The following is a 15,019-nucleotide window of genomic DNA, read 5'->3' on the forward strand; positions in this document are numbered from 1 at the left end:
GACCATGTCCTTCCCGTCCCACACCCTCAACGACGGCAGCACGCTCCCGGCCATCGGCTTCGGCACCTACCCGATGAAGGGCGAGGAGGGGGTCGACGCGATCCGGAGCGCGATCGAGGTGGGCTACCGGCTGCTCGACACGGCCGTGAACTACCAGAACGAGAGCGCGGTCGGCGAGGCGATCCGGCGCTCCGGCGTGCCCCGTGAGCTGCTCCAGGTGACCAGCAAGCTCCCGGGCCGCGACCACGGGTACGACGACGCGATCGCGAGCGTGCACGGGTCGCTCGAGCGGCTGGGCCTGGAGTACCTCGACCTGCACCTGATCCACTGGCCCAACCCGAGTCGCGACCGGTACGTCGAGGCCTGGCGGGCCCTCGTCGACCTGCGCGAGCAGGGCCTGGTCCGCTCGATCGGCGTCTCCAACTTCACCGCCCGGCACCTGGAGCGGATCATCGAGGCGACCGGCGTGACGCCCGCGGTCAACCAGATCGAGCTGCACCCCTACTTCCCGCAGGCCGAGATGCGTGCCGTCGACGAGCGCCTGGGGATCCGGACCGAGGCCTGGAGCCCGCTGGGCAAGCGCCAGGCGCCGTTCGCGGAGCCGGCCGTCGCCACCGCGGCGGAGCGGCACGGCGTGACGCCGGGGCAGGTGATCCTGCGTTGGCACCTCCAGCTCGGGAACATCCCGATCCCCAAGTCCGCCACGCCCGAGCGGCAGCGGCAGAACCTCGACGTGCTCGGGTTCGAGCTCTCCGAGGAGGAGGTCGCGGCGATCACCGCGCTCGGCCGCCCGGACGGCCGGCTGTTCGGCGGCGACCCCGACACCCATGAGGAGATGTGAGCGGGCCCGCGGTCGAGCCGGCCACGCCGTACCTCCGCGTCGACGTCAGCCGGCTCCGGGCCAACATCGAGCGCACCGCCCGGTGGGCGGCGACGGCCGGCGTCTCGCTGCGGCCGCACGCCAAGACCCACAAGAGCCCCGAGATCGCCCGGCTCCAGCTCGCGGCCGGAGCGCTCGGGCTCACCGTCGCGACGATCGGCGAGGCCGAGGTGTTCGTCGAGGCCGGGGCCGAGGACGTGTTCGTCGCCTACCCGCTCTGGCTGACCGAGGCGGGCGCCCGACGGGTGCGCGACCTCGCGGATCGCGCGGACCTGGCCATCGGCGTGGACTCGGCCGAGGCGGCGCAGCAGGCCGCCCGACTGCTCGAGGGCAGCGGGGTGGCCGCCCTCGTGGAGGTTGACAGCGGCCAGCACCGCTCCGGGGTCGCCCCCGCCGGGGCCGGGGCGGTCGCGGCCGCGGCCGTCGAGGCGGGCCTGCCGGTGCGCGGGGTGTTCACCTTTCCGGGCCACAGCTACTCCCCCGACGCGTTGCGGACCGCCGCCGCCGACGAGGCCCGGGCCCTGCAGGCGGCCACGGCGTCGCTGCGTGCGATCGGCCTCGAGCCGGACGTCGTCAGCGGCGGGTCCACCCCGAGCCTGGCCCACACCCACACCGACGAGCTCACCGAGCTGCGGCCCGGCGTGTACGTCTTCGGCGACGCCCAGCAGTGGGAGCTCGGCACGGCGGCACCCGGCGACCTCGCACTGACCTGTCGGGCCACGGTCGTCAGCCACGCCGGCGGCCGGCTGGTCCTGGACGCCGGCAGCAAGGCGCTCGGCGCGGACCGGGCGGCGTACGCGACCGGGTGGGGCCGGCTGCCGGCGTACCCGGACGCGCGCGTCGTGCAGCTCTCGGAGCACCACGCGGTCGTCGACCTGGCGGGTGCCCCGCTCCCCCGCCTCGGCGCCCACGTCGACGTGGTCCCCAACCACGTGTGCGCCGCGGTCAACCTCGCCGACACGCTGTGGGCCGACACCGGAAGCGACACCGGCGGTGGGCTCGAGGCGTGGCCGGTCGCCGCCCGCGGGCGCAACGGCTGAGCCGCTCCCCTACGATTCCGGCCATGCCGCTCCGCACCGCCGCCGCCGTCGCCACCCTCGCCACCGCCGCCCTGCTGCTCGGCGGCTGCGGCTCCGAGGACGGCGGTGACCAGAGCGCCCCGGAGCCGGGAGCGACCACGACCTGCACCTACGCCGCGGACGGCCAGGCGCCCGCCAAGGAGGTCGACCCGCCCTCCGAGGACGCGCCCGCCTCCGGCACGGTCGCGCTCACGATGGCGACCAGCGTCGGCGACCTCGGCCTCGAGCTGGACGCGGCCGCGGCGCCGTGCACGGTGAACTCGTTCGTGTCGCTGGCCGAGCAGGGCTACTTCGACGGCACGTCCTGCCACCGGCTCACCACCCAGGGCATCCACGTGCTCCAGTGCGGCGACCCGACCGGCACCGGCACCGGCGGCCCCGGCTACACGATCGAGGACGAGGTGGACGGGTCGGAGACCTATCCCGCGGGCACCCTCGCGATGGCGCGGACCCAGGCCCCGGACTCGGGCGGCTCGCAGTTCTTCATCGTGTACGGCGAGACGCCGCTGCCCCCCGACTACACGGTGTTCGGCACCGTCGACGACGCCGGCCTGAAGGCCGTGGAGAAGGTCGCCGCGGCGGGCACCGACGACGCCAACGGCCCGGGCGACGGGCACCCCCGGACGCCGGTGGACATCGAGTCCGTCACGGTCGACTGACCCGGGTCGCGCCCGCTGGAGGCGTCCCACCGCGCCACCGGCGCCCCGCGATCAGCGGATGCCGTACTCGACCGGTCCGCCGAGCTGGACGGTGCGGCCGACCGTGCACAGCCGGTCGCGGGACTGCTCGACCGAGCGGGGCAGCACCTCGCGGGCCCGGTCGCCGTCCTCCCCCTCGGGGAAGCGCACGTGGAAGCTCAGCCGCAGGTCGACCAGCCGGTTGCCCTGCTCGTCGCGGACCTTCTCACCCTCGGCGGCGACCTCGAAGGTCGTCGCCGCGGCGCGCTTGCCGGTGATCAGGTCGACGTCGATCGCGCTGCAGCCGGCCAGGGCGGCGAGCAGCAGCTCCACCGGGGTGAAGTCCGGATCGTCCCCCGAGCCCACGGGCAGCACACCGCCCCGCCCGTTGGTCGCCATGAACCGGCCGACGCCGATCTTGTGCAGGTCGATGTGGCGCAGCGTGTCCGGGTGGGCGGCGTCCGAGGCGGACTGATCGGCTGTGGTCATGGCCCCAGGGTGCCAGAGGCCGCGACACGCCCGGGACGGGTGCCGGCCTTGTCTCGTCCGCCGCCATCGGGGACGGTGGAGGTTGACCACAGCCAAGCTAGTCGGAAGGCGAGCATGCTCACCCTCACCGAGAACGCCAGTGCCATCGTCAACGAGATCACCAACCAGCCCGGCCTCGCCGAGTCCGCGGGGCTGCGCATCACCACCGACGACTCCCCGGAGCCCGCCTTCGCGATCTCCGCCGCCGAGCAGGCCGAGCCGGGAGACCAGGTGGTCGAGCAGGGCGGGGCGACCGTCTACCTCGACGAGTCCGCCGCGGAGCTCCTCGGCGACAAGATCCTCGACGCCGCCGTCGACCCGTCCGGCAAGGTCGAGTTCGCCCTGGCCCTGCAGGGCTGACGGCCTGCGGCACGTCGTCCGGGCGGAGCAAGCGGTTGCTCCGCCCGGATGACGTCTGCGGGCGGCGGCCCTACAGCCCCGGCACCAGGTCGGTGCGCACCCAGCCGTTGCGGACCCGCTGGGGGTGGTCGCCGACGGGCGCGGTCTGCACGATCCGGCCGGTGCGGTAGGAGATCTTCGAGACCTCGTCGGTGCCGCTCCACGAGATGTAGCAGGACCGGCCGTCCCAGCTCGGGGTGACCCAGTACGGCTTGCCGTCCTGCTTCTTCAGCAGCGGCCCGCGACGGAACGTCCTCGCGTCCACCACCGTCGCGTAGTCCGACATCGTCCCGGCCACGCACAGCTCGGTGCCGGCCGGGTTCATCGCGATGCCGTGGTGGGCGGAGTCCAGGACGTACTGCTCGCGCGGCATGTCCGGCACCAGGTTCGGCAGGTGCTTGACTCGGGTGATCCGCCCCGAGGCGCGGTCCATCTCGACGAAGCCGTGGAAGAACGAGAGCTGGAAGTACAGCGTCCGGTCGTCCGGGGAGAGCGTCATCGGTCGTACGGCGGTGCTCATCCTGGTCAGCCCGCGGTCGTCGAGGGCCTTGCGCAGGTCGTAGCTGCGCACCACCTTCAACGTCTTGGCATCGACGATCTGGAGCACCCGCTCCTGCTTGGTGGCGTCGAGCGCCGGGTCGTCCAGCGGGCTGTAGACCATCCCGATGCTGGCGTGCAGGATCCGCGAGCCGTCGTCGATGAAGATGTTCTCGTGCGGCGACCCGCCCGACGGGAACCGGCCGACCTCGACGCCGTCCGCGACCCGGAGCACGTGCACGACGTTGCCGGTCGAGGCGCTGACGACCACGCGCCTGCCGTCCGGGGACATCGCCATGTGGTCGGAGCGGGCGCCGTCGACCTGGAAGCGCCAGACGATCTCCTTGCTGCCCAGGTCGATCGCGACGACGTCGGCGAAGGACGGCCGCGACACGATCAGCAGGCGGCCGTCGTTCGAGGAGTACATGTCGTCGACGTACTGGTCGTGGCCCTCGCCGATCAGCGCGCGGATGGCTAGGAAGTAGGCGAACCGGTACGGGTCCGTCGCGATCTCCTGGATCCGCTCGTTCTTGTCGGGGACGATGTCGATGCGGCCCAGTCGCTCGAACGTGTCCGGGTCGAGGATGTCGGCGGTGCCGTCCCAGTTGTTACCGACGAAGACGGCGCGACGTACGTCGTCACCACGCCGCTCGAGCGGGTCGTCGGCTGACGCGGGCGCGGCGGCGAGGGTGGCGGTGGCCGCGGCCAGCGTCGCGACGACGGCGATGACTCCGGTCCAGAGGCGCATGCTCGGGCAACGAACCCGTCGCCGTCCCGGTTACGTGTGAAGCTCGCCGCCTCGGTCGGGCGGTTCCGGCATCGACTCGGTCTCGATACGCCGGTCGCGACCTCGTGCCTCGGTCGCGCGGCTACTCGACCTGCCCTCCCCTTCTGGGGCGAGCAAGCTCGCCCCAGGGAGGTCGAACCACCGCAGGTGCTCGAAGTCCGCGCTGAGGTTCCCGGGGTGCGTGGTGAGGTCCGGGCCGATCGCCGACGCCAGGATCGCGACGCCCTCGCGCAGGTGCTCGGCGAGCAGCTCCTCTCCCCCGGTGGCGTCGTTGCTGGGCATCGAGACCCGGCCGCCGGCATACGAGACGTCGCGCAGGCTCAGCGGCGGCCTGACCAGGCCCGCCCGGTGCCGCCAGCGACCGCTGGCGGGGTCGAACCGGTAGTCGTCGAGCAGCCGCCAGCCGTCGCGGGCGACCAGCCGGACCGCCTCGACGATGTAGTCGACGACCGCGTCGGAGACGAAGTAGTTGAAGTTGACGCGCACCCAGCCGGGCTTGATCCCCTCGCAGCCGCCGGCGATCTCGCGCTCGAACTCGTGGGAGCGCTCGAGGTCGATGCCGAGCAGCCGGTGGCCGTAGGGGCCGGCGCACGAGCAGCCGCCGCGCGACTGGATGCCGAACAGGTCGTTGAGCAGCGCGACCACGTAGTTGTGGTGCAGGTAGCGCCCGGACGGCGAGCGCACGACGAAGGAGACGATCGAGAGCCGCTCCGCCTCGAGGTTCCCGAGCAGCTCCAGGGCCGGCTCGTCCCGCCACGCCGCGACGGCCCGGCGCAGGTGCCGCTCCTCCTGCGCCCGGATCGTCCCGGTGCCGACGGCCTGCTTGAGCTGGAAGACCAGGCCGGCGCGGATCGCCTCGATGATGGCGGGCGTCCCGCCCTCCTCGCGTTGCGCGGGGTCGGTCAGGTAGCGGTGGTCGTCGTCGTTGACGTAGGCGACGGTGCCGCCGCCGGGGACGTCGGGCACCCGGTTGGCGAACAGCTCGCGCCGCCCGACGAGCACGCCGGGCGTCGCCGGCCCGCCGATGAACTTGTGCGGCGAGATGAACACGGCGTCCTTGTAGGACAGCGGCCGGTCGGGCAGCGCACCCATCGCGACGTCGACGTACGGCGCCGCCGCGGCGAAGTCCCACAGGCTCAGCGCGCCGTGCTCGTGGAGCAGCTCGGCGATCGCCGCCGTGTCCGACACGATGCCGGTCACGTTCGAGGCCGCGGAGAAGGACCCGATCCTCAACGGTCGCCCGGCGTACGCCGCCAGCTGGGCGCGCAGGTCGTCCTGGTCGACGCCGCCGTCGCCGTCCTGCCGGATCGTGACGACGTCGGCGACGGACTCGCGCCACGGGATCTCGTTCGAGTGGTGCTCGTAGGGACCGATGAAGACCACCGGCCGCCGCTCGGCGGGGATGTGCTCGGCGAGCCCGTAGGCGTCCTCGAGCGCGGAGGGGATCCGCAGGCCGAGGACGCCGATCAGCTTCGCGATCGCACCCGTCGACCCGGAGCCGGCGAACAGCACGACGGTGTCCTCGTCGCCGCCGACGGCCTCGCGGATGATCTCCCGGGCGTCCTCGCGCAGCCGGGTGGTCTGCAGGCCGGTGCCGCTGGACTCGGTGTGCGTGTTGGCGTAGCCGGGCAGCACCTGGTCGCGGATGAAGTCCTCGATGAACGTGAGGGCGCGCCCGGACGCGGTGTAGTCGGCGTACGTCACCCGGCGGCTCCCGTACGGCGTCTCCATGAGGTGGTCCTCGCCGATCACGGAGTCGCGGATCAGCCCGAGGAGGGCCTCCCGGTCAGGCATGCACGACCACCATGTCGGTCATGCTCCCACCCGGGAGGCCCTCCCGCAGGGCTACCGGACCACGAGCTGCGCGGACCTGCTCCCGGCGACGACGCCGTCGACGGGTCCGAGCACCTGGCTGCCGACCGACTGGCCGCGGCCGCGCTTGCTGAGCGAGACCAAGGTGACCTTCAGCTGGTCGTTGCGGACCAGGTTCGCGACCGCCTTCTGCGCCTGCTCGATGCTGGTCAACCGGCCCAGGCCACCGAGGTACTGGCCCCCGGTCACGTCCAGGAAGCCGGCGCCGCCGGCCATCCGGCGCGGGATCCGCACCGTCACCGGGACGGTGGTGCTCCCGGTGGCACCGCTGAGCACGGCCTGGAGCCTGAGCGTCGACCCGGCGCGCACCGGGATCGCCTGGCGGCGGGACACGTTCGTCCACTCGCCGTCGACCTTCCGCTGGAGCGCGGTGAGCCGGTACGACGTCGCGTCGTCCCGGACGGTGGCGTCGGTCGACACGCTGTCGATCGAGACGCCCGGGATCCGGGCGAGCGCGTAGACGATGTCACCGAGCGAGAAGCCGACCTCGTAGGACAGGTCCCAGTTCGAGACGTAGAGGTCGGTGCTGGTCAGCTCGAAGGCAGCGCCGTCCGGCCCGGTGCCGGTCACGGTCCACGACGCCAGCTCGCTGCCGTCCACGGTGCCGTCGACGACCCGGTCCTGGTTGGCCAGGAACTGGTAGAAGGTCGTGCTCGCCAGCGCGTCGGGCGTGTGCACCGAGACCTGCGAGACCCCGGTCCGGCTGCGGTCGCCGTAGGTCACGATCGACGAGACGCCGGTGGTCTCCGGCAGCGGGCCGAGGACGCCGGTGATGCCGGTGGTGCGGTCGTCGGTGATCGTGCCCGCCGGCGCGCCCAGGTTGGCGAGCTTGAACCCGGCGACCAGGTCCTCCTGGACGTAGATCGCGTCGGCCGGGTGCAGGGCCATCGTGGTGGCGCCGAGGCGCTGGACCGGGTGGCCGAAGCCGACGACCTTGCCGTCGCACACGGACGTGGCCGTGCCGACGGCGGCCATCGTGATGTCGCCGTAGGCGAGCGAGGCGGCGAGGTTGCCGCCGGCGACGACCGTGTCCGGGCCCGCAGCGTCCGCGGAGGCCCGGCCGACGGCGTACGCCGAGCGCGGGAGGTAGGTGCGCGAGCCGGCGTGCTGCTGGGCGAGCGTGAGCTGGCGCGCGCCGACGCCCGCGACGCCCAGCGGGGCCGGGAGCTGGGCGAAGCCCAGACCGGCCTGTTGGGCCGTCACGTCGCTGTGTCGCGCGATCGTCCGCGCGGCGGCACCGTCGACCGTCACGGTGCGGGCGGCGCCCGTGCCCAGGTAGTCGTCCATGTCCGCGAACGGCGTGACCCCGGCGACCGGGGACGCGCCCATCGCCAGACCGTAGGCCACCGCGCCGATCAGACGCCCGTCGGCGGCGTAGACCGGGGACCCGGACATGCCCTGCCAGATGCCGACGCGGTCGATCTCCGCGGAGGTGAGGCGGACCATCACCATGTCGAGGCCCGGCGCGATGCCGTCGTCGAGCACGCCGAGCACCTCGCCGGTGAAGCCCTCGGGCGTGGTGCCGCGGCTGACGGTCAGGCCGGTGACCGGCTGGTCGGCGGCGAGCTCGGCGACCGGGTACGGCGTGGCGCAGTCCCCCGTCGGGTCGGCCGCCTGCGCCGACCCGGGGCCGACCGCGGCGACCGCGAGGCCGAGCCCCGCGACGGTGACGAGCGAGGCCAGGGCCCGGGCCCGCCGGTGAGCAGTGATCCGCTGCATGTGAGTTGTCTTCCTCCCGAAACTGCGGCGCGGCTGTCGCGCCGTACCCCTAAGACTCGGAAGACCCCCGCCTGGTTGCGTCGGGACCCCGGTGGCCCGGGTTGAGGTTAGGTGGTCTGGACCGATGCGCGTCGCGGAACGCCGGAACCTCGACCGATCGGTGACCCGCAACGCTCCTCGGCCGCCGTCATAGGGTGATCGGGTGAGCAGCCCCTACCAGAGTCTTCGGCAGGCCGAGGCGGTCGCCCGCCGCGACCTCCTCTCCGTCGAGGAGTACGACGTCCGCCTCGACCTGGCCGCCGACGAGCAGACCTTCGGGTCGGTGACGACCATCCGCTTCACCAGCCGCGGCGGACCGACGTTCCTCGACCTGAAGCCGGTCCGGGTCAACGAGATCCGGCTCGACGGCCGGGTACTCGACCCGGACCTGCTCCAGCGCGGGCGGCTCCCGCTGGAGACGGACGCGGGCACCCACGAGCTCGTCGTCGACGCGGTCATGCCGTTCCGCAACGACGGCGAGGGCCTGCACCGGAGCGTCGACCCAGCCGACGGCCGGCACTACGTCTACGGGATGTCGTTCATGGAGGCGGCGCCCACGGTCTTCGCCTGCTTCGACCAGCCCGACCTCAAGGCCCCGTTCACGTTCCACGTGCTCGCGCCCGCCGACTGGACCGTGATCGGCAACGCGCCCGCGACCCGCACCGAGACGAGCCCCGGCGGGGTCTCGTCCTGGGAGCTGGCGCGCACCCAGCCGCTCTCGACGTACTTCGTGACCCTGGTCGCCGGCCCGTACCACGTGATCCGCGACGAGCACGACGGCATCCCGCTGGGGCTCTCGGCGCGCGCGAGCATCGCCGGGGCGCTGGACGCCGACGCCGACGAGCTGCTGACCATGACCAAGGCCTGCTTCGACGAGTTCCACCGGCTGTTCGGCATCCGGTACCCGTTCGGCGACTACCACCAGGCGTTCGTGCCCGAGTTCAACGCCGGCGCGATGGAGAACCCGGGCTGCGTCACGTTCCGCGACCCGCTGGTCTTCACCAGCCGGGTCACCCGCGGCGTGCGGATCCAGCGGGCCACCACGGTGGCCCATGAGATGGCGCACCAGTGGTTCGGCAACATCGTCACCCCGCGGTGGTGGGACGACCTGTGGCTCAACGAGTCCTTCGCCGAGTACATGGGCAACCGGGTCACCGCAGACGTCACCGAGTACGACGACGCCTGGACCCACAACGCCTACGCCCGCCGCCAGTGGGGCCTGGTGGCCGACCAGCGGCCGAGCACCCACCCGGTCGCCGGCAATGGCGCCGAGGACGCCGGCTCGGCGCTCCAGGACTTCGACGGGATCTCGTACACGAAGGGCTCGAGCATCCTCAAGCAGCTGAACGCCGCGCTGGGCGACGAGGTGTTCTTCGCCGGCGCCTTCGACCACTTCGCCCGGCACCGGTTCGCCAACGCGACGATGCACGACCTGTTCGCGAGCTGGGAGCGGGCCGGGGCGGGCGACCTGTCGGCGTTCACCGGCAGCTGGCTGCGCACCGCCGGCCCCGACGCGATCGTGCTCGACCGCGCCGCGGGTGTGGTCCGCCGCACTCCCCCGGCCGGCGACCCGGCCGACCGCTCCCACACGTTCCGGGTGGCCCGGGCGCTGCCCGACGGCAAGTGGGAGGTCGCGCCGCTCACGGTCGCGAGCGCGGAGACGCCGTACGACGCCGGCGAGACCGCCGCGGTCGTGCTCGACCCCTTCGAGGACAGCTGGGCGCTGGTCCAGCCCGACCCGACCACGGTCGCCGCGCTGAAGTCCCTGCTCCCCCGCACCGAGGACACGCTGCTGCGGGCCGGGATCTGGAACAACGTGCGGAGCGCCTTCCACAACGCGGCGCTCGACCCCGCGGACGTGCTCGACCTGGTCGAGGCGGGCCTGCCGATCGAGGACAGCGACGACGCGCTGTTCTACACGATGCCCTGGGTGCTCGCGAAGGTCGTGCCGCTGACCGCCGACCCGGCCGCGGCCCTGGCGCGGGTGCACCGCGCGACGGCCGCGAAGGCGCAGGCCTCGGGCGCCGGGTCGCCGCTCCAGCTCGCGGCGTTCCAGGCGGCCGTGTCCTCGGCCGGCTCCGCGGAGCCGCTCCGCGACTGGCTCCAGGGCCGTGCCCTCCCCGACGGCGTCGAGGTCGACCTCGACCTGAGGTGGCGGATCCTGGTCCGGCTGGCCGTGCTGGGCGCGACCGACCGGGCCGAGCTCCAGGCCGCGCTCGACGCCGAGCCGACCGCCCGGTCCCGGGTCGAGCACACCCGGGCGCTCGCCTCGCTGCCGGACCCGGACGCGAAGGCCTGGGCGTGGGAGCGCTTCACGGGCCGGGTCGACGTGCCCAACTACGAGCTCGAGGCCGCCGGCGTCGGGATGTGGCGCGGCGAGCAGGAGGAGCTGCTGGCGCCGTACGTCGACCGCTACTTCGCCGAGGTCGCCGACACCGCCCGGGTGCGCAGCGGGTGGGTGCAGGCCGACGCCGCGATGTGGTTCTTCCCGCTCGTCTTCGAGACCACCGACACCCTCGAGCGAGCGCGGGAGCTGATCGCGCGCGAGGACTTCGAGCTCGCGATGCGGCGCCGGGTCGTCGACCTCGCCGACGAGCTCGAGCGACGGATCGCGATCCGGGCGGCGTACCCCGCATGACCTGCCCATGATCGGCGGCGAGCGCGCACGGCGCCCCGGGCCGACGGTCCGCGCCCGCGTGCAGGAGCACCTCGCCGAGGGCGAGCGCCGGCACGAGGACCGCCTCGCGACCGAGGAGCCGTTGGAGATCCGACTGGCGTGGCCCGGCGCACCGGCCCGGCGGGTCTGGGTGACGATGCGAACCCCCGGCCACGACTTCGAGCTGGCCGCCGGCTGGCTCGTCCACGAGGGCATCGCTGCGCCCGACGTTGTGCACGGCGTCGCGTACTGCACCGACGCGGAGCTCGCCGCCGAGCAGGAGTTCAACGTCGTGACCGTCACCCTGTCCGCGCCGCCGCTGACCCCGCCGGGTCACCGCCACGTCGGTCTCTCCTCGGGGTCCTCGGCGTGCGGCGTGTGCGGCAAGGACAGCCTCGACGCGGCGCTGGCCACCACCTCCGCCGGTCGCTGGGCCGGGCCGCTGCCCGCACCCGAGGTGGTCCGGGCGCTCCCCGACCGGCTGCACGCGAGCCAGACGGTGTTCGCGCGCACGGGCGGCGTGCACGCTGCGGGCCTCGCCGACGCGGACGGCCGGCTGCTCGTCGTACGCGAGGACGTCGGGCGGCACAACGCGGTCGACAAGGTGACCGGCGCCCGCGTGCTGGGCGGCGCACCGCCCGCCGAGGCCTGCCTGGTCGTCAGCGGGCGGGCCGGCTTCGAGCTGGTGCAGAAGGCGGTGGCCGCCGGCATCGGCGCCCTGGTCGCCGTCGGCGCCCCCACCAGCCTGTCGGTGCGGCTCGCCGAGGAGTCCGGGTTGGTGCTCTACGGGTTCGCCTCCCCCGAGCGCTGCGTGCGCTACGCGTAGCCCGCGTCCCGTCTTCGGGTCCGCTCCCCCCTCCCCGCAACACGCCGGATCCTCTCTTGACTTCGAACTGGTGTTCGGTTACCATATATAGATGGTGATCCAGATCGAGCTCGGGCAGGTCCGCGACGACGCGACCTCGACCGAGCTCGTCGACGCCATCCGGGACCTGGAGGACCTCAAGTCCCGCACCTGCGCCGCCCAGGCCCGGCTGACCGCCCGCCTGGCAGCGGTCCGGCCCGACGACGCGGCCGGTCTGGTCGGCTACGCCCGGCGGGAGTCACCGGCCCGGGCCGGGCAGCACGTCGGCCTCGCGACGGCATTGACCACCGAGCTTCCCCACACGCTGGCCGCGATGGACTCCGGCGCGGTCCCGGAGTGGCGCGCGACGCTGATCACCCGCGAGACCGCCTGCCTGTGCGCGGACGACCGTGCCGACGTCGACGAGCAGGTTGCGGCGGCCGATCAGGACGGCGTCCGGGCCCTCGACGGATGGGGCGACCGCCGGCTCGTCGCCGAGGTCCGCGCCCTGGTCGCCGAGGTCGATCCGGTCGCGGTGGTCGACCGGCGCTCCCGCGCCGAGGCCGACCGTCAGGTCTCGCTGCGTCCCGCTCCCGACACCATGGCCCGGTTGAGCGCGCTGCTGCCGGCCGCCCAGGGTGTCGCCGTCTGGGCCACGCTCGCCCGGATCGCCGACCAGGCCCGCGCCGCCGGCGACCCCCGCTCCCGTGGCCAGGTGATGGCCGACGCCCTCGTCGAGCGGATCACCGGCCAGGCACGCGCCGACGCCGTGCCGATCGTCGTCAACCTCGTGGTCTCCGACGAGACCCTGCTCACCGGCGGCTCCGCGCCCGCCTGGGTCGAGGACTACGGCCCCGTCACGGCCGACACCGCCCGCGACCTCGCCGCGCGAGCCATCGCGGACGCCACGGCCGCCCTGCGCCGCCTCTACGCCGCACCCTCGAGCGGCGCGCTGGTCGCGATGGACTCGGTCGCCCGGGCGTTCCCGAAGGGCCTCGCGCTGTTCCTGGACCTCCGCGATCGGACCTGCCGCACCCCGTGGTGTGACGCGCCGATCCGGCACCACGACCACGCCGTCGCCCACGCGGAGGGCGGGCCCACCAGCGCCGTCAACGGCCAGGGCCTCTGCGAGCGCTGCAACCACGCCAAGGAGGTCGCCGGCTGGGCGGCCCGACCACTCGGTCCTCCCGGCGACCTGCACACGGTCGAGACCCGGCTCCCCACCGGCCACACCGTCACCAGCACCGCACCCCGAGCCCCCACCCCGACCCGGCACCGACCCGTCCTCCGCTCGGAGCTCTACTACACCCCGCTGGTCATCGAGTACGCCGCCTGAGCCGCACGTGCACAGCCGCGCCCTGCGGCCGTCACCGCGGGCGCTCGTTCTGGGATCTGGGAGCGCGTCATTGCGCCGCGAGAATCCCAGTGCTGGGCGCCCGGACCTTCCCGGTGGCTCACATCCGTTCCGAGGTGGCCCTCAAGTCGTCGGGCCATGCCGTTCGATCCGGTTCAGGACGTGTTCCCGTGGCGGAGCGTGCCCGTGCTCAAGTTCAATATGAGCGATCAGGGCGTCCGCGAGACGGTCGGCGTCGTCGTCGGAAAAGGCCTGCTTGCACCGAGGGCAACGCAAGGCGAGATTCGTCATAGGTGAAGTCTTGCCCGCCCGGTCAAAGCCGGCGGTCGCGCGCTCCCGCGCCGTTGAGGACCTGCGACACACCGCCGCCTAGTTGTGAGGCTGCGAGCCGGTGCAGGGATTACTCGTAGGGCGTTGCTTGGCCGTGCCACAAGGCTCTCGACACCCCGGCGAGTGGGCACTATCCGGCGCCCTGGGTCGCCTCGCAGCTGGTATCCGGGGCCATCAGGCCCGCGCGTCCACCAGCGCCTCGCGCAGCGTGACCCGGGCTGCGGCGTACCGACTCCGCGCGGTCGAGGCGTTCAGGCCGAGAATCTCGGCGGCCTCGACGATGGTGAAGCCGTCCCAATGGATCAGCATGACCAACTCGCGCTGGGCGTCGTGGAGGCGGAGGACGGCGTCGCGGACGGCGTACGCGCCCTCCACGTCAGGCGTCGGGGCGGTGACGGCGAGCACGTCGCGGAGCCGGTCCGTGAGGGACAGTCGGCGCTGGGCGGTCCGCCGGTGGTTGCTCAGTGTGTTGGCGGCGATCACGAACAGCCACATTCGCTGGCGCTCGGGCTCGGCGGGCAGTTTGTTGATGTGCTTCCAGGCAGTGAGCATCGTCTCGCCGTACAGGTCGGCGGCGTCCTCGCGCGACGGCACCCGACGGACGAAGTACGCCAGCAGGTCCATGGACGCGTCGCGTAGCGCCGTCCGCGCGGCAGCACTCACTTCGCGACTCCGTCGCAGGTGAGGGCCATCGAAACGCCGACCGCCGTGGTGGGCAGGCCCTGCTTCACCAGCTCGGCGTCGACCAGCTTCTGCACCTCAGCAAGGGAGTCCTGGTCGATGCGGACGCTCGAGGCGTCGAAGCTCTCGAGGAACTCCTCCGCCGCGGCGATCGCAGCCGCCCGGGTCGCGGCGCCCACCGGGTGGGCCTGGACCTCGATGCCCTTGACCCCGTAGACGACGTCGCACTTCTCTCCGGTTGCCGTTGTCGCGGACCCCCGCGACGGCGCGCTGTCGTACCAAGGGAGCTGGCCGGCCGCACCCGCGGCCGCCGTACCGACCGCGACCGCACCGAGGGCCGCCAGGCCGCCGATGGTCAGCCGGCGGCGGTGCCGACGGGCCGGCCAGGCCAGCCGCTCTGCCTCCGCGATGACGAACAGCAGCTCCCTGTCGAGGTCGGCCGTGCGGGCGGGCACCGGCGGGGCCGAGGCACTCAGCTGCTCATCGAGCGTCATCACGTCTCCTGCAGGTTGGGGGGCTACTTCACCACGTACATGTACCGAGCACCCGCCAGCGTCCAACCCACTTTTGGCCATTTTCTCCCCACACAGCACCCTGTGCCCGTTGCCCACGCGCGTCTTTCCGCCGCCTTCCGGAC

The 15,019-nt window shown here is 73.3% G+C and carries 14 protein-coding genes; 8 read left to right on the forward strand and 6 right to left on the reverse strand.

Annotated elements, in window-relative coordinates:
* The first annotated feature begins 4 nt into the window (after positions 1 to 4).
* From QMC84_RS01085 to QMC84_RS01095, 3 genes are read left to right on the forward strand one after another with little or no spacing between them, the layout of a single operon-like run.
* Positions 5 to 841, forward strand: a complete 837-nt coding sequence (locus QMC84_RS01085) for an aldo/keto reductase (protein WP_300370813.1) — start codon at positions 5 to 7, stop codon at positions 839 to 841.
* Positions 838 to 1,920: an alanine racemase gene (locus QMC84_RS01090; protein ID WP_300370817.1), complete on the forward strand. Its 1,083-nt coding sequence runs from the start codon at positions 838 to 840 to the stop codon at positions 1,918 to 1,920. Before QMC84_RS01085 ends, QMC84_RS01090 begins: the two co-directional genes overlap by 4 nt.
* A gap of 23 nt (positions 1,921 to 1,943) precedes the next feature.
* Positions 1,944 to 2,618, forward strand: coding sequence for a peptidylprolyl isomerase (locus tag QMC84_RS01095; RefSeq protein WP_300370820.1), 675 nt, complete (start codon positions 1,944 to 1,946; stop codon positions 2,616 to 2,618).
* Positions 2,619 to 2,669: 51 nt separating this feature from the next.
* On the opposite strand, the gene QMC84_RS01100 is transcribed toward QMC84_RS01095, so the two are convergent.
* The gene (locus QMC84_RS01100; protein WP_300370823.1) at positions 2,670 to 3,125 is read right to left on the reverse strand and encodes an OsmC family protein; all 456 of its coding nucleotides are present in this window, start codon (positions 3,123 to 3,125) and stop codon (positions 2,670 to 2,672) included.
* A gap of 114 nt (positions 3,126 to 3,239) precedes the next feature.
* Between QMC84_RS01100 and QMC84_RS01105 the strand changes: the two genes are divergently transcribed.
* The gene (locus tag QMC84_RS01105) at positions 3,240 to 3,524 is read left to right on the forward strand and encodes a Fe-S cluster assembly protein HesB (RefSeq protein WP_300370826.1); all 285 of its coding nucleotides are present in this window, start codon (positions 3,240 to 3,242) and stop codon (positions 3,522 to 3,524) included.
* A 70-nt stretch (positions 3,525 to 3,594) separates the two neighbouring features.
* Here the strand turns inward: QMC84_RS01105 and QMC84_RS01110 are convergent, their stop codons facing one another.
* From QMC84_RS01110 to QMC84_RS01120, 3 genes are read right to left on the reverse strand one after another with little or no spacing between them, the layout of a single operon-like run.
* A complete protein-coding gene (locus QMC84_RS01110; RefSeq protein WP_300370829.1) occupies positions 3,595 to 4,848 on the reverse strand; it encodes a serine/threonine protein kinase in 1,254 nt (417 codons plus the stop codon).
* 30 nt (positions 4,849 to 4,878) lie between these two features.
* The gene (locus tag QMC84_RS01115; protein ID WP_300370832.1) at positions 4,879 to 6,681 is read right to left on the reverse strand and encodes an aminotransferase class V-fold PLP-dependent enzyme; all 1,803 of its coding nucleotides are present in this window, start codon (positions 6,679 to 6,681) and stop codon (positions 4,879 to 4,881) included.
* Between the two features lie 51 nt (positions 6,682 to 6,732).
* Positions 6,733 to 8,478 carry a hypothetical protein gene (locus QMC84_RS01120; RefSeq protein WP_300370834.1) on the reverse strand — a complete coding sequence of 582 codons (1,746 nt, stop codon included), beginning with the start codon at positions 8,476 to 8,478 and terminating at the stop codon, positions 6,733 to 6,735.
* Between the two features lie 202 nt (positions 8,479 to 8,680).
* Between QMC84_RS01120 and pepN the strand changes: the two genes are divergently transcribed.
* The 4 genes from pepN to QMC84_RS01140 all read left to right on the forward strand — a co-directional run bounded on the left by pepN (position 8,681) and on the right by QMC84_RS01140 (position 13,668).
* On the forward strand, positions 8,681 to 11,155 hold the full coding sequence (pepN, locus tag QMC84_RS01125) for an aminopeptidase N (RefSeq protein WP_300370837.1): 2,475 nt from the start codon (positions 8,681 to 8,683) through the stop codon (positions 11,153 to 11,155).
* Positions 11,156 to 11,162: 7 nt separating this feature from the next.
* Positions 11,163 to 11,999 carry a formate dehydrogenase accessory sulfurtransferase FdhD gene (locus QMC84_RS01130; RefSeq protein ID WP_300370840.1) on the forward strand — a complete coding sequence of 279 codons (837 nt, stop codon included), beginning with the start codon at positions 11,163 to 11,165 and terminating at the stop codon, positions 11,997 to 11,999.
* Positions 12,000 to 12,090: 91 nt separating this feature from the next.
* Positions 12,091 to 13,353 (forward strand): HNH endonuclease signature motif containing protein, encoded by a 1,263-nt coding sequence (locus QMC84_RS01135; protein ID WP_300370843.1) that lies wholly within the window; start codon positions 12,091 to 12,093, stop codon positions 13,351 to 13,353.
* A 156-nt stretch (positions 13,354 to 13,509) separates the two neighbouring features.
* Positions 13,510 to 13,668, forward strand: a complete 159-nt coding sequence (locus QMC84_RS01140; protein WP_300370846.1) for a hypothetical protein — start codon at positions 13,510 to 13,512, stop codon at positions 13,666 to 13,668.
* 207 nt (positions 13,669 to 13,875) lie between these two features.
* Here QMC84_RS01140 and QMC84_RS01145 read toward each other — a convergent pair whose 3' ends face one another.
* On the reverse strand, positions 13,876 to 14,364 hold the full coding sequence (locus QMC84_RS01145; protein WP_300370849.1) for an RNA polymerase sigma factor: 489 nt from the start codon (positions 14,362 to 14,364) through the stop codon (positions 13,876 to 13,878).
* Complete coding sequence (locus QMC84_RS01150) at positions 14,361 to 14,876, reverse strand: hypothetical protein (protein WP_300370852.1); 516 nt, start codon at positions 14,874 to 14,876, stop codon at positions 14,361 to 14,363. The genes QMC84_RS01145 and QMC84_RS01150 overlap by 4 nt, the downstream gene beginning before the upstream one ends.
* Between the last annotated feature and the right edge of the window lie 143 nt (positions 14,877 to 15,019).

Origin of the sequence: Nocardioides sp. (genome assembly GCF_030019515.1) — a bacterium.
Taxonomy (GTDB): domain Bacteria; phylum Actinomycetota; class Actinomycetes; order Propionibacteriales; family Nocardioidaceae; genus Nocardioides.

What these genes read in the sequence shown, in the direction of transcription:
- QMC84_RS01135 (WP_300370843.1), top strand. Translation starts at nt 12,091, where the DNA reads ATGGTGATCCAGATCGAGCTCGGGCAGGTCCGCGACGACGCGACCTCG.
- QMC84_RS01110 (WP_300370829.1), bottom strand. Translation starts at nt 4,848, where the DNA reads ATGCGCCTCTGGACCGGAGTCATCGCCGTCGTCGCGACGCTGGCCGCG.
- QMC84_RS01105 (WP_300370826.1), top strand. Translation starts at nt 3,240, where the DNA reads ATGCTCACCCTCACCGAGAACGCCAGTGCCATCGTCAACGAGATCACC.
- QMC84_RS01100 (WP_300370823.1), bottom strand. Translation starts at nt 3,125, where the DNA reads ATGACCACAGCCGATCAGTCCGCCTCGGACGCCGCCCACCCGGACACG.
- QMC84_RS01115 (WP_300370832.1), bottom strand. Translation starts at nt 6,681, where the DNA reads ATGCCTGACCGGGAGGCCCTCCTCGGGCTGATCCGCGACTCCGTGATC.
- QMC84_RS01085 (WP_300370813.1), top strand. Translation starts at nt 5, where the DNA reads ATGTCCTTCCCGTCCCACACCCTCAACGACGGCAGCACGCTCCCGGCC.
- QMC84_RS01150 (WP_300370852.1), bottom strand. Translation starts at nt 14,876, where the DNA reads ATGACGCTCGATGAGCAGCTGAGTGCCTCGGCCCCGCCGGTGCCCGCC.
- QMC84_RS01095 (WP_300370820.1), top strand. Translation starts at nt 1,944, where the DNA reads ATGCCGCTCCGCACCGCCGCCGCCGTCGCCACCCTCGCCACCGCCGCC.
- QMC84_RS01130 (WP_300370840.1), top strand. Translation starts at nt 11,163, where the DNA reads ATGATCGGCGGCGAGCGCGCACGGCGCCCCGGGCCGACGGTCCGCGCC.
- QMC84_RS01140 (WP_300370846.1), top strand. Translation starts at nt 13,510, where the DNA reads ATGCCGTTCGATCCGGTTCAGGACGTGTTCCCGTGGCGGAGCGTGCCC.
- QMC84_RS01120 (WP_300370834.1), bottom strand. Translation starts at nt 8,478, where the DNA reads ATGCAGCGGATCACTGCTCACCGGCGGGCCCGGGCCCTGGCCTCGCTC.